This window comes from Rhodococcus sp. 05-2256-B1 (assembly GCF_002258465.1).
Lineage (GTDB): Bacteria > Actinomycetota > Actinomycetes > Mycobacteriales > Mycobacteriaceae > Rhodococcoides > Rhodococcoides fascians.
Genome location: NZ_NOZA01000013.1, coordinates 183,809 through 197,612, shown reverse-complemented (window position 1 = coordinate 197,612; position 13,804 = coordinate 183,809). Strand labels below are relative to the sequence as shown.

Here is a 13,804-nt window from a genome sequence, read left to right as displayed (position 1 = left end):
GGCTCTGGTGGGCGCTGCGCGCCCACCGCCAGAAGCCGGCCGCCAAGGCGGCCTATTGCGGTCTTTCCTTGCCGGGCGCTGCGCGCCAACGGCCAACGGATCACCTATCTTGGTTGTCTTCCAACATCTTTCGCATTTAGTACACCTTCGGACCGCTGCGCGCCCCGACCAAGTAGACCGCTACCGGGAAGTGGGGCACGCTGCGCGTACCCCACTTCCCGTGCGACTACTACTCACCCACAGTGAAATTCACATCGAGATACGAGAAATTGTCTCGTAGATGCTGCCGTACATCGTCGAGATCTACGGCCTCGTCCGCATCTTCTTGGCTACGCGCCGATCGCGTCATTGTTAATGCAACCGTGACATTCACTTCTACATCGAAGTCACGTTCTCGGCCTTCGAGCCCCCACTGTTCGCAGAACCTCTCGAACTCGCTGCACAGACTGTTCTCGTCCGCCCATTCGCACGCGGACTCGCTCATCCGCCTGACCCACTCGCGATGGTTCGCACGCTCGGTATTGGCGCTCTCGCGTACGGCCTGCAAGGTCCGTTCGACGGCGGCCCGTTCGTGGATCGGCCGCACATACTCACCGAACCACGCGGGAGCGGCCCCAGGTGACACCGTGACCGGTGAGATGTCACGTGTACGCACCAACCCCGTCCAGCTCTTGTAGGTGTGCTCGACGGCCATCAACGGCTCACGCCACACGACAGCAACGCTTGCATGGGTCTCGGTGGCATTGCGCTCGTCCACCGAGAACCATCCCGACGCGGCGATACCGCCGCTTCCATCACTTATCTGCACATAGGCCCCCTCTGCGGGGTATCCCGCAACCAGGGGCTCTGGCAAGGCCTCGAGCACGACGGCCCGGTTCGACCAGTCAGCACCCCCTAGAGACCCGTTGTCGAAGACCACCTCGAGCACGGACGCAACTGGCAACACTGAATCGACGATCGATGTCATGGCAGATTTCAGCCTCTCAATTCGGGTGACGGATGGTCAGTCCGCCGATCAACAGAACGCCTCTGAATCTACCATCGAAACACTTGCACTGGAAGACGTAGGAGTCATCGAAACACGTTGATAAACAAAGCGTTTGGGATCACATCTATCGACAAGACGCAACCCGGCAGCGGCCGCAATTGTCCCCGGCGCACTCGGTGCCGGGGACCGGGTGCGCCCTGTCCGAAGCCAATGCCGGAATAGGATCGCTCAGGTGCCCCGTCCCTTTCCTCTTCTCGACGACTCCGTCTTCACCTCCTCCGGATACAAGCGGAGTACCAAACGGGTGGGACCCGATCTCGAGGACGCCTGCCTCTGCGGATCCCGCCGGCGGACGCGGTCCTGCCATGCGACTGCAGCCGGTCGCTGGATCGTCTCGGAACCGCCACCCCTCCTGAACGATGCTCGCACTGGCTACGCACACCCCGAGTGCTTCGGCCAGGCAGGAGCAGACTGTTCCGACAAGATCAGTAGAGAGCATTGGATCAGTGCCAACATTCACCGGCAGCTGCACATCGACGGAAAAGCACCCATGCTCAGCGGCGCACCGTGGCTGCATGGAGCATCGAAATCGGTAGGCACAAAAGCACTAGCCTCGAAGATCCTCTGTGAGCGCCACAACAATGCATTGTCACCTTTGGATTCCATTGCAGGACAGTTCTTTCAGGCAGTACGGGACATGCAGTTGTCCTTGGCGAGCACGACAGCACCTTTCCTGGGGCCGGCCGACGATCATTTCCTCCTTCTCAGTGGACCACGACTACAACTTTGGCTCCTCAAACTCGTTCTCGGGGGCGTGGCCTCACGCTCCTTCGGTGCGGCCGGCACACCCCTCAAGTCAGTCAGGACACAACCAGGGGTTGCGCTCCATGATATTCTTTGGCGCGGAGCGTTGTTCCCTAATCGATGGGGACTGCACGCTCGAAGGCACCGAGTCGATCCCAAGGGCACGCCAGAATCCATCGGCGTCATCAACCAAACAATTGACGACGAGGTATGCGGTGCAACAGTTCAATTCGGGGCACTCAATCTGAACCTCGGCCTTGGGGTGCCCGAGAACAGCGCGACGGTACAACCTGCTTCATACCGCTTCGATAGACCCTCGACAGACGTCCAGAAATACATTGCGCTTGCCTGGCCAGAGGACGGCCACGAACCCATCAGTTACTCGAACCTTGGATAGCCCACGGCGCGGCCGCTCCGCCACCAACAGCGTTGATAGCTCCCATTTCGACCTCGTATTCGCGATGTATTCTCGCGGGCATGACGCTCACCAGTTCGCTGGACCAGGCCAGTTCTACGATCCACGACGCCGGCCTCCGCATTCAATCTCTGCAGTCCACACTGGACGGCACCAAGCGAGACCTTGCGCAAACGCAGGAAGAACTGGCTCGCCTAGCGGGCTGTTGCATTTTGATGGTGGGGCGTCTCGAGTGTCGAGGCGCCCCATTGTCGGTGGTGCGGGAGAATGTGGTGGTGGCGAAGGGGTATCGACCGGTCGATCGTGATCAACAGTTTCTGATTCCACCGGACATGCGCGAATGGTTACCGGCCGAGCATCCTGTGTGGACGCTCATCGACATCGTCGACACCCATCTCGACACCTCGGCGTTTCATACTGGGCGTCGTCTCGGCGGTGTCGGGCGTGCCGGGTACGACCCGGACATGTTGTTGACGTTGCTGATCTGGGCGTGGTCGCAAAGCCAACGATCCTCGCGGCGGATCGAGTCCGCGTGCGCCGATGTGGTGTCCTACCGGGTGATCTGCGCCGGGGACATCCCTGATCATGTGACGATCTCTCGGTTCCGTAAGGACAACCACGCGGCCTGCGAGGCTTTGTTCGCGCAGGTGCTGATCCTGGCCGCGCGGGTGGGGTTGGGATCGTTGGGAACTATTGCCCTCGACGGGGTCAAGATCGCCTCGAATGCGTCGCTGGCGGCGAATCGCAGCGAATCCGGGTTGCGTGCGGCGGCCGAGGCGGAGGCGGCGAAGATCGCCGCCGCGGCGTCCGCCGCGCACGCCGCGGGCGATGACGCCGACGACGAGCTCTACGGTCCGGACGATCCGGGTCCTGGCCACGTCCCGAAAGAGTTGGCCGATCCGGCGTCTCGGTCGGCGCGGATCGCGGCCGCGCTCGCCCAGATCGAGGCGGAGAAGGCAGCGGCGCGAGCGGCCGAGCAGGCGGCAGCGAAGGGCCATCTCGAGCGGATGGAGGCGGGCGGAAAGATCACCGGTCAGTCCCCGGTCGGGGCTGCGGTCGAAGCAGCAACGATCCGGTTGCAGCGCGCTCTCGATGCACGCACCGAACTCGAGGCCGCATATCGGGTCGCGCTCGCCGACGCCGCTGCTGCAGGTCGCACGATCCCCGGAACACCGCCGTTGCCGGCGGAGTCTCATCACACCGTGGTGCGGGCGCGGGCGGCGTTGGCGAAAGCGCAAGCCCGCCAACGTGACCGGGAAAAGAATGCGCCGGTGATCTGCCGCAACATCACCGATCCGCAGTCGCGGATGCAGCCGATCCGTGGTGGCGGGTGGGTGCAGGGTTACAACTGCCAAGCGTTCACCGCCGAGGACGGGATCATCATCGCGACCGGTGTCGGGATCAACCCCAACGACTCCGGCTATTACCAGGACATGGTCGCCAAGGCCGTCGCGGCAGCGACCACGATCGTCGCGACGAGGACTGCAACAGATTCACCGCCGGTGATCGACACCGGCATCGACACTGTCCGCGGATCCGATACCGAGGCGGGTGAGGCTGCGATCGGGATCATGCTTTTCGATGCCGGGTACTGCTCGAACGCCAATCTCGATGCACCCGGCCCGGACCGTTTGATCGCCACCGGCACCACACGCGATCTCGAAGCCGCTGCCCGCGCAGCCACGGCGGACAACACCGAACACGAACCGGTGCACCAGGGTTCGCTCGAGAAGATGCGGGAAAGGTTGGCGACACCGGACGGGCTCGCGACCTACCGCAAACGCTCGCACATCGCCGAGACACCGTTCGGGCATGCCAAACACAATCTCGGATTCCGTCGTTTCACAGGTCGAGGACTCGACCGAGCGGGAAGTGAATGGTCATTTCACGCAGCGGTGCACAACATCGGCAAGATTCTCACCCACCTCGCCACCACCCCCAGCACGGCACCGGCCTGAACGGAGTGTGGCCGGGCCCCATCGGGCCCGGCCACATCTACCAACCTCACGCATTCACGCCGCTCGTGCGTTCGCGCGTTCCAAAACGCAACAGCCCGCTAGCTCTCGTTCTCGACACCTACGCTGCAGCTACCGAGGCTGGGCAACCTGCTGAAGGGAACCAGCTCAGACTGATCTCAGGAGCACTTGCTGCCGCAGCACAGAGCCTCACTAAGTCGTCCGACGCGCTTCGCGACGACGTGATCGCAGGCATCTAGCTAGCAGGTGACCGCCCCTTGGTCTCGGTCTCTGCGTCTCCGCGACGAGCTCGCCGGGCTTGCCAAGTACCTGATCGAACTGCATCGCTCGACAACCCGGTTTGGAGCTGGTTTGCCGCCAGGCGGGGAAGCCGTCGCTCGACACAGTTACGCAGCCCCGCCCCATAGCCCTGCAAGAGGATTGCCCACCCAGCGTAGTTGATTGAACGACCCTCGACGTCGCGCACGTGACAACAACAGTGACCCGTCGTGAATTGCTGAGCAGAACTCATCGATCCTGTTGAGCACCGACTCGGCCGGGGACGATTGCACTGTGATCCACACCGGAACCGAAAACTTTCGTATCCATTCCCACGTCTCACGGGATCCGGTAGCGGCCCACAGCAACAACACTATTCGGGTTCACGCTGTTGATGTTCGGGGTCCGATCGAACTGCGCCGCGCTACCGTTGATCTCGTCCTCGAACAGCAACTCGCACGCGCTCGACGAGTCGCGTTGACCGAACGTCCGTACGCGCAGCCGTGGCACGAATATTTGACCTCACTCGGCGACGGAGATCAGGAGTTTCTTGATCTGATAGAGGCGGCGTCCCAGCAGCTCGTAGCCCGGTCCGGACGCGCCGAGGTAGTTGCGAAGGTGTGCTTGGCTGTAATGCTCGCGTCTGGGTGTGTGGTTCGGCCGGCGTTCGACGGCGGAGCGCGGACGACCAATCGTGCAGCCGAGTCGGCCGACGGTCAGGACGACATGGCAGCGTTCCCGGAAACGTGGGCGGCGCGAGACGTCACTCGAAATAACAGGCTGGTGCTTGCAGTGGGATCGCTTCCTGCGAGCGATCCCACCTTGGCGGACGCCCTGATCACTGCGGTCGTACAGCCGTGCCGAGTCAGTGTGTTTCGCCCGCATTCTTGACAGAACACGGCGATACGCCCGGACAGTGATCGGGGATCGCTCTAGTCGAGCGATCCCAGGCGCGAGTCTTGCCGATGATCGTGGAACGACAGCATGTTGTGCGCGACGATCCACTGTAGAAACGAATCCGGGAGAGCGTGAATGGCGTCGGCATCGACGTGGTGCCCGACTTGGGTCAGGGCGTGACGGAAAAGCAGCACCTTCTGACGCTCGCCAGAGAGCCCGGGCCTGCTCGCCGAAGGCTCGAAACGCGGCGGCCACTCCAGAAGATCGCTGAAGTGCCATTCGATTAGATCGAGTGCGGCCAGATACTCCCGATGCGCCTTGGTCCCCGGCACGACCTTTGGGTAGAAGTACTGGTCAGTCGGGTCTTCTCCGGCTGTGAGACCGGTTTCTAATTCGCCCGGAACATAGTTCGGGGACGTCGGTGGCAACCGATGCACCCTGCCCGGATGTACGAGCACCCAGACTGCCTGCTCGTGGGATGTCGTTTGACCGCGTTCCAACGGTCCCGAGCAATCGACTCGGAACGACGTGGGGTCCGTTGTCACGAAAAAATTCTCGTTCATTCTCAGCGCTCTAGCGGTTGCGTGACCCCACCACTGGATATGGCAGCCTCCGCGCTGCTTGGTCCTAACCTGCGTCGCGTCCGCCCTCTCCGTGATCAAAAAACTGTTCCGAGAGAACGCCTTATGTGCATCCGGCACATCTAGTCGTCTGTATCCGTCGGTGACGTTCTTGGTGGGCCTACCGATTTCGAGGCGGTCCCCTTCCTCCAGCTGGATCGCAGGTCCGACCTGTTTCGGCGGGCTGAACCTTACGACGGGGACGCGCCTGTTGTTCGCACCGTCATCTCGGTACTTGACGATGTCCGAGGCCCACACTTCGACCGTGGTGTAATTCGTTGCCGTCATGAACTATTTTCCCTGCGTTCCTTGTGGTTTGCGACACGGGCCGATATCTTCTCGTACTGCGTCGATTGCCGCCACCGCTACCTCGGCTGCGACGGGAGCGGCATCCGCTGCACCGGATCGAGGCGACTGTTCACCGCCCAAGATTCGGACGGCGATGACTATTTCGGGGTTCTCTGCCGGCGCGAGTGCGACTACCCAGCCGTCGTAGGAACCGCGGTCGTCATCCGCGGTGCCGGTCTTCGCGGCGACCGGCATGTCGAGAATCCCGAGCTCGCCTGCGTGTCCGTCCTGCACGACCGCCCGCATACCGTCGAGCACGGGTCCGGTAACCGGGTTGTCGAGAACGAGTGCGGTTGCCGGTGGCGACGTAACGGAGTCGACATCCAGCTGGTCGTCTGTGCATTGCCCTAGCTGCACCCGCGCGCGGGGTAGTGCTCCGTTCGTCGCGAGTCGGCCCACCGCCACGGCCATTTCGTACGGTGATGCGCGGACGTCCTGCTGACCGAATCCCGTGCGCGCAAGCGCATCTGGGTCGTCGCCGACGCCTCCCACGACGATGCCGGGGTGAGTCGGGAAGTCGGCGGAATCGGCGGAGAGCACCGCGGTCATCTGGGTGATCGACTGCAGACCGGTTCGGATGGCGATCTCGGCGAATGCGGTGTTACTGGACTCCGCAAGTGCCTGGGTCAGATCGCCGCCGCCTTCGATGTTGCCGGCGTTGTGGACGATGCCGACCCCGCCCGGGGGTGTGTATTCGTCGCGAACCGGCGTGGTGGTGTTCTGTCCTGCGCTCAGGGCGCTGGCTGCGACGATGGTTTTGAACGTCGATCCCGGTGCGCTTTGCGAATACACCGCCGGGTAGCCGGCGTCATAGGAGTGTTGGTCCGAGCGGTGTGAGTAGAGGCCGAGGATACTGCCGTCCTTGAGGTCCAAGGCTACGACGTCCCCTTCGTATCCGCGGGTTTCGAGACCGTCGCGGGCAGCGGTCTGGACCGCTGAATCGAGGGAGGTGACCATTGTCGGTGATTCGCATGCCTTCTTCACAACAAGGTGTTCCAGCCATGGTCGTAAGCAAGTGCCGGCGCTCATGTTCGTGGCGACGAAGTAGGCGGCGTCGATGTCTCCGTTGAGCTGCGGTATCGACGACTCCAGGGTGCGGGTTTGCACGTCGGCATCGGTGGTCGCGTCACGCATCGTCGATGGGACGAGGAACGGCGTCCCGTCGCGGAAGACAACCGGGCCGGGGTTTCGTGACGCGGCATCCTGGGCTGCGGTTCGTGCGGGAACTTCGGGTACGACGGTTTGCCAGGCAACCAAAGTGATGACGATCAACCACAGTCCGAGGATCGCCCACTTCGTTCGGTCGACGCGTGCGACAACGCGGAGTTCGGGGACGCTTGGAACCGGCCGCCAGCGGTGGGATCCGATGCCGACGATAAGCCCGACGGCGATCCACATACAGGTCAGCGAGCTTCCTCCGTTGGAGAGGAACGGGACGACCATCCCCGTGACAGGCACCTTGTTGATGGTGGCGAGCGTGACGTACAGGGCTTGCACGGACACCATGGCTGCCAGGCCGGTCGAGATCAGGCGTGGCCCTGCGCTGGTGGCACGGATTGCCGACAGCCAGCAGGCGGTGACCAAGGCACCGAATAGGCAACAGATTGCTATGACCACTATCGCTCCCCGTTCCTCTCCGATGCCGGCGAGGACGAAGTCGTTCTCTACGTTGGCGACGTCGAGCGGGGATCCGTTGTTGAAGCCGGTGCCGAGCCAGCCTCCGGTCGCGAACGACCGAAGTGCCGCGCCTGTGTTCTGAAGCTGTCCGTCGGACGTGATGGGGTTCAACATCTGGTCGATGCGGGCGCGGAGCTTTCCCACACCGAAAAAGGTTGCGACGACGAGGACTGTACCGACGGCCGTAAATCCGATCCAGACGCGCGGTGGCGGGCCGCACACGATCAGCATGACTGCTACTGCACCGGTGAGCACGAGTACCGGACCGAGGTCGGATGCGTAGCCACCGAGGGCCGCGGCGAAGGCGACCGGCCAGCAGGCTAGCAACGCGGGCGTAACCCTTCCCGCTCGCAGCGCTGGTCCTGCGGCATACAGCATCGATCCCAATCCGATGATGATCAGGATTCTGGCCAGATCGCCCGTCTGTCCGACGAAGGGCCCGACAGATATCCAACCAGGGGCACCGTTGACTAGTACGCCGATCCCGGGCATGAGGGGAAGCGTCAGTGCGACACAACCTGCGACCGCTACGCCTGTCCCCGTGATCGAGCGAGCGGTGGTGTTCCACGTACTGCCGATCCACGCAGCGACGAGGAACGCGGCCACCCCGACCAAGGCCCACCGCGCCTGGTCGACGCCGCTACCCGGATAGAGCCTCTCCGCCGTCACGGCACCGAGGCACGTGAGGGTCCAGGCGGCGACTGGGATCACGAGGGAGGCGGATGCGCCCACAACGCGCCGAACGAACGCACACAACACGATCGGAACCACCGCTGCCGCCGCGACGTAGAGCAACGAATGCTGCACGGACCAACCCAGCTGGGCTGCTGCAGTCAGCACCAGCGCGGGAGGTCCCCCAAGAGCCGCGAGGTCGCTGGAACTCTGCCCGCCGCTGAAACCGGGTGCGCCGCCACCTGCTGGTCGAGTCGCCACCGCTTCCGTGTGTACCCGCAGGAGGGCGAGAACTGTGAGCGCCAGTACGGACAGCGTCGCGAGCATGTCGGCGATCATCTCGACGCCCCCGAGGCACTTCGTTTCACCAGACGTATCCGGTCGTGCTTTCCCAGTCGGATCACGCACTCGGACGTCGCCGCCCTCGGTTCGCGGGGGGCCACCCGGCTGTTGTCGAGCCAGGTGCCGTTGGTGCTGTCGAGATCTTCGACTTCGACCACCTGAGCGGCGGGATGCCAGCGCAGGGCAGCGTGTGCCCGTGAGACGGTCCGCGAGGAAACGACAATGTCGGATGTGGAGGATGCGCCGACCACGTAGCGCCGACCCTTGCGAAGAGCGACGCGTCGACCGTCGGGCAGATCGGCGAACCACAGCTCGGAGGCGTCACCCGGCGCGACATCGGTGATGTCGTCCTCGCCGCGCGGTCGGCGAGGGACGTCGCCGACTTGGTCGGTCGGAGAGTCGTCGCCGTCGGGATAGCGAAGTACTACCTCGACATCTCGTCGGCCGAGAGCCGGGTTTGCGCGGAGGGAGAACGCAACGCCGGAGTAGTTCCACGATTCTGCTTCAGCACGGGCGGCGAGATCTTCTCCCAGTTCACGGGAGAACTGCACCCAGATCGGCACGACGCGTTCATACATCTCCGGAGCGAGTTCGAGGAGCACGCCTACCGGCATGAACTTCGTTCGAGCGGTGCCGATCGCACCGCTCACGATCTTGTCCAGAACCCGGACACTAACGTTTTCGGGGGTGGGTAGAGGAACCCGAAGACGCTCCTGCACCGTCTTGGAGACGGCGCGAGGAGCGTTCCCCGCGAAAGTGCCCTGTGCGCGTTGGGTCCGAACCACTTTCGCAATGACAGCGGCTGTAGCGACCAGTGCTGCGATGATGATCAGAGCAGTCATGCTTTCCTCCTCGGTCGAGGAAAGCATGACGCGCTACGGCCTTCACGAACAGAACCGATGGATTCTGTAGTTCACGCGCGCTGGATTCGGCCCACGATCACTGTGATGTTGTCGGTCGCACCGGTTTTGGCAATCTCAACGAGGCGTTCTGCGATGTGAATCGTGGAGCGTTGTCGCGCCTCCACCAACGTTGATTCGATGTCATTCTCGTGCAGTGAGCCTTTCCACAGACCGTCCGTGGCGACGAGCACGATGTCGCCTGGTTCTGCCTCGTGGGCCCACACATCGGGCGTGACCGACCGCGCACCACCGATACTGCGTGTGAGCGTGTTGCCGGTCGAATGGTCTGCCGTCAATCTTCTCAGTCGCCGACCTCGCGCAGGAAGAATGTAGACGCGGCTGTCACCGACATGGGCGCCGTACAGATAGCCGGTTTCATCCAAGTGAACGATATCCAGAGTCGTTGCTCTTCCTCGATCCGCGGGGTCGTCGTCCTGGCGCGCGCGGACGTCGGTGTTCGCACGCGTAACCGCCGACGCCAGACTCATGCCGTCTTCCTCGATCGCATCGCGGACTGCCCGCAGCGCAGCGCGAGATGCTTGACCGCCGGCAGACCGCCCGCCGACCCCATCGGCTATACCCAGCAAAGACCCGCTGAGGATCGCCCAGTCCTGATTTTCTTTGCGCGGGCCGGCGTCCGTCGCGCTGTCGGCGTCGAAGAAGAGTGCGCCACCGCCGCCGCCGGGAAACGACAGTATTCGACCTACTGTCGATTCCTCGGTATCGATCCGGTCCGTCGATCGGCCGAACAACCGGTCAAGGGCTCCGCCTCGGGTGCTCGTACTCGTACTGGGCTCGCCACGATCGATTACGCGAGACGCAGGGGGCACACCGATATCGGTCATTTCGCTTTGCACAGAGTCGGTTTCACCGCCGAGTGGAACGTGACGGGTGACGGTCAGGCTGTCCGGGTTGACCGTTGCACGAGGCGCACTGAAATCGTCCGGACTCGCTTGCCGTAGCACCCGGTCGGGACCGAACGGTTGCGGTGCCGGTGTTCGCTCCGGACGGCGTTCATCGTGGAAGTCGAACAGGTTGCGAGACATGTCATTCCGATCGTCGCGGCGGGGGGAGGCGGCCTGTGATTGCGCCACAGGATCGAAGGGATCGTGTTCTGTCTGTTCCTCGCGATCGGTCCATGAAGCACCGGCCTGGGACCCAAGCCCTTGCCCACGTTCGCGGCGATACTTCAGGTCTGAAATGCCAATACCAGCAAACCGCCACACCATCAGTGGGACAACACTTCCCACGAGAAAGACTGCCAGTGCGGCGTTGTCACGGACGAAGTCGATTCTCCCCACACCGAAGACCAGCACAGCGACGAAAACGATCCACAACGCAGCGCAGGCTATCCGGGTACGCAGTGCCTCGCGGATCCCGATCTTCGCGGGCGGAACTGGCGAAGAGTTGGGGACCATCGCACGTGCCTCTCTCAGTGGTAGATGCTTGTTCATCGTATGCCCCTGACCGTCGAGCCGAGGCGTGCCAGAGCGTCCGACATCACGGCTTCGTCACCGCGGTTCTCGAGCAGCGCACCGGGGTCGGACAGGCTCTCACCCTCGGCCAACGTCAGAGCAGTGCGATCAACTCGATCGAGTGGGTTGTTCGATAGCCATCGTTCGACGAGATCAGCAAGCGGCGTAGGCACACCGGGGGTGATGACGTCCAGCCGGGGCGCGTCAGGCCTGGTCTTTTCCAGCCACCGTCGGTACTCGTCCGATCGGCGGTCGACTTTGCCGTTGTCGAGCAGGGGCATGTCGACCCAACGGGACTCGGCGAAGTCACGCGGGTACGCCCCCGAGATGAGCCGATAGACCATTGCGCCCACTGACCACAGGTCGCACAGTGCCGTTTGATGGCCGAGTCCGCGCCCCGGGAGGATCTGTTCGATCGCGGCGTAGTTGTACGTGCCGGTGAAGGTGGAGTCCATGTCGGTGAACCCTGCTTGATCGAATGCGCGGGTCGCTCCGGCGATACCGAAGTCGGTGAGCACAGCGTGAGGTTCTCCATTGATCAAGTCGACAAGGACGTTGGCAGGCTTGATGTCGAGGTGCAGGAAGCCGGCGCGGTGCGTCACGAGCAGAGCTTCCAGCGTCTGGTGGATCAACTCCAGCAGTGGAAGTATCGGCACTTCGTTACCCCATCGGTCCTCCACGTACTTCTTCATATCGCCTAGCGGGTAGTGCCTCATGACGATGAACGGTCTCTCGGAATCGTCGTCTAGCTGCACGTCTTGTCCACTGACTATGTCGACGACATGGTGCCGACCCAACGGAATGAGCCGAGCGAGAACGTCGCGTTCGAGCCCTTTTAACGCTGGCTGCTTGGCCGGCGCAAACGCAGGATCGATTTTCCCGATCTTGGCTACGAAGTATTCCTCCCGAGTCGTTTGGTCTTCGTCCTCACGATCTTTTCTGGTGCACAGCCAGAGGTCGTACCACCGTGTTCGAGCGTCCGGGAGTGGTTCCACGAGCTGGAATTTGTCCCCGTCAGTCGTTCGGAGGACGTATCCGGGTCCGACACCGTTCGTCGGTTCGGAGTCCGGGTCGACGAGTGTCTCCGGCTCATCGAGAACATCGTCACGGGCGTTGGTCGGGGATTGCCAGCGCCCCCGAATGTCGTCGGCTTGTTTCTCGAAGACGTCGGTGAAGAACGCGCGGCGTTGATCGGCCGCGGGCTTCTTCCATCCCCTCTGCTTTTCCAGGAAGTGTGGAACAGCGTGCACAGAGTCGTTGATCTTCTCGGCCAGTTCGTTGTTCGCGTCGATGCTGTCCTTGCGGACCCGCGCGTCATGACCGGTGGTGCCGCCGACGAACTTCGCGGTCAACGGCACCAGATCGATGCTGGCGAGCACGATGAACAACAGGATGCGTACTGCCCAGATAGTGGTTCCGTGTTCTCCGGAGGCAAGTGAGGACAGCGCGACGATCCGACGCAGTAGCCCGTTCTGGCTGGTGTCAGCCTCGCTGGGTACCGGTACAGCGTTGACCTGTTCGCTGACCAGAATCTGTGCTTGGCATGTATCGATGGCCTGCTGTGTCAGGTCAGTGCTCGTCGGTCCTTGGCCGCACGCTTGCAACTGGTCGGCGGTGAAGCCTGATGGTTTGAGTATCACCGTGTAGTCCTGGCGCGCAGCGACTGCTCGCTGAAGCGCTTCGTTCGCTCTCGCGACTGCAGCGGAGGCCTCTTGTCCTTCTGCGCCGAGCCCCGGGATGCCGGTTCCCGTCTCGCAGTCCGGTGCCGGGTTTGATTCGCACTTGAGCACGCGATTCGCGTCCTCGACCTGTTTCGTCGCGGCATCGACCGAGGCCGTGAGACGGTCGACGGCTGTGTTCGGGTACTCGATTTGCTCTTTGTACCTCTGCTCTGCCGATGCCTTGGCATCGAGCCGAGCCTGGTTGTACTCGTTCTGCTGCCGGACTGCTGCAGCATTGTTGTCTCGATCGACCTGCGCTGAGATCTCGTCGTCGAAAAGCGTCAGCTCAACGCCCTCGGCCATCAAGATCGCGATGCCCGCGGCGAGGAGAAAGCGCACGAAGAACAGGCTGAATTTGCTCCGCCACCGCGACGAGGTGAGCGGCCGGGAAACGATCAGGCGGTCGACGTTGAACACGACGATCGTCCACACCACTCCGATGGCAATCACCAGCGCCAGCGGCAGATTCGAGTAGCCAGTGGTAGCGAGCAGCACTGCGGAAATGCCCGAGATGATCGAGGTCACGATCACCGACATCCCCAGGCTGCAGTACCAGTTGAGCTCCGCTTTTTCCTTGATGTGCATCCAGTTGGCACCGCAGCAACCGAGTAGAAAGCGTGCGATGGGGCCGGGTCGAGTGATCGTGTCCGGTCGGGTGGGGGTTGTCATGGCCGTGGCCTTTCCGAATGCTGCTGAACGCCGACGGGAT

At 62.7% G+C, this 13,804-nt stretch carries 9 protein-coding genes; 2 read left to right on the top strand and 7 right to left on the bottom strand.

Translation table 11 applies throughout. The annotated features are described in order from the left end of the window. Positions 1-229: 229 nt before the first annotated feature. A complete protein-coding gene (locus CH285_RS05860) occupies positions 230-967 on the bottom strand; it encodes a hypothetical protein (RefSeq protein ID WP_015586238.1) in 738 nt (245 codons plus the stop codon). Here CH285_RS05860 and CH285_RS28270 point away from each other — a divergent pair. Continuing rightward, positions 966-1,088, top strand: coding sequence for a hypothetical protein (locus CH285_RS28270; RefSeq protein ID WP_255032396.1), 123 nt, complete (start codon positions 966-968; stop codon positions 1,086-1,088). The two genes, CH285_RS05860 and CH285_RS28270, sit on opposite strands and share 2 nt — an antisense overlap. Positions 1,089-2,476: 1,388 nt before the next feature. Beyond that, a complete protein-coding gene (locus tag CH285_RS05850; RefSeq protein WP_441347011.1) occupies positions 2,477-4,165 on the top strand; it encodes a transposase in 1,689 nt (562 codons plus the stop codon). 615 nt (positions 4,166-4,780) lie between these two features. Here the strand turns inward: CH285_RS05850 and CH285_RS27815 are convergent. From CH285_RS27815 to CH285_RS05820, 6 genes are all read right to left on the bottom strand, one after another. After that, positions 4,781-4,951: a hypothetical protein gene (locus tag CH285_RS27815; RefSeq protein WP_155289038.1), complete on the bottom strand. Its 171-nt coding sequence runs from the start codon at positions 4,949-4,951 to the stop codon at positions 4,781-4,783. Between the two features lie 422 nt (positions 4,952-5,373). Continuing rightward, the gene (locus CH285_RS27455) at positions 5,374-5,670 is read right to left on the bottom strand and encodes a hypothetical protein (RefSeq protein ID WP_139278548.1); all 297 of its coding nucleotides are present in this window, start codon (positions 5,668-5,670) and stop codon (positions 5,374-5,376) included. Positions 5,671-6,249: 579 nt separating this feature from the next. Further along, complete coding sequence (locus CH285_RS05835) at positions 6,250-8,994, bottom strand: FtsW/RodA/SpoVE family cell cycle protein (RefSeq protein ID WP_015586233.1); 2,745 nt, start codon at positions 8,992-8,994, stop codon at positions 6,250-6,252. Continuing rightward, positions 8,991-9,839, bottom strand: a complete 849-nt coding sequence (locus CH285_RS05830; protein ID WP_032392088.1) for an FHA domain-containing protein — start codon at positions 9,837-9,839, stop codon at positions 8,991-8,993. Before CH285_RS05830 ends, CH285_RS05835 begins: the two co-directional genes overlap by 4 nt. Positions 9,840-9,910: 71 nt before the next feature. Then, positions 9,911-10,945, bottom strand: a complete 1,035-nt coding sequence (locus CH285_RS05825; protein WP_157773226.1) for a PP2C family protein-serine/threonine phosphatase — start codon at positions 10,943-10,945, stop codon at positions 9,911-9,913. Between the two features lie 404 nt (positions 10,946-11,349). Then, on the bottom strand, positions 11,350-13,764 hold the full coding sequence (locus CH285_RS05820) for a DUF4407 domain-containing protein (protein ID WP_015586230.1): 2,415 nt from the start codon (positions 13,762-13,764) through the stop codon (positions 11,350-11,352). Positions 13,765-13,804: the final 40 nt, after the last annotated feature.

Excerpts from the sequence above, each read along its gene's own strand:
- CH285_RS05860 (WP_015586238.1), bottom strand. The coding sequence starts at position 967 with ATGACATCGATCGTCGATTCAGTGTTGCCAGTTGCGTCCGTGCTCGAG.
- CH285_RS05820 (WP_015586230.1), bottom strand. The coding sequence starts at position 13,764 with ATGACAACCCCCACCCGACCGGACACGATCACTCGACCCGGCCCCATC.
- CH285_RS05830 (WP_032392088.1), bottom strand. The coding sequence starts at position 9,839 with ATGACTGCTCTGATCATCATCGCAGCACTGGTCGCTACAGCCGCTGTC.
- CH285_RS05825 (WP_157773226.1), bottom strand. The coding sequence starts at position 10,945 with ATGTCTCGCAACCTGTTCGACTTCCACGATGAACGCCGTCCGGAGCGA.
- CH285_RS28270 (WP_255032396.1), top strand. The coding sequence starts at position 966 with ATGGCAGATTTCAGCCTCTCAATTCGGGTGACGGATGGTCAGTCCGCC.
- CH285_RS05835 (WP_015586233.1), bottom strand. The coding sequence starts at position 8,994 with ATGATCGCCGACATGCTCGCGACGCTGTCCGTACTGGCGCTCACAGTT.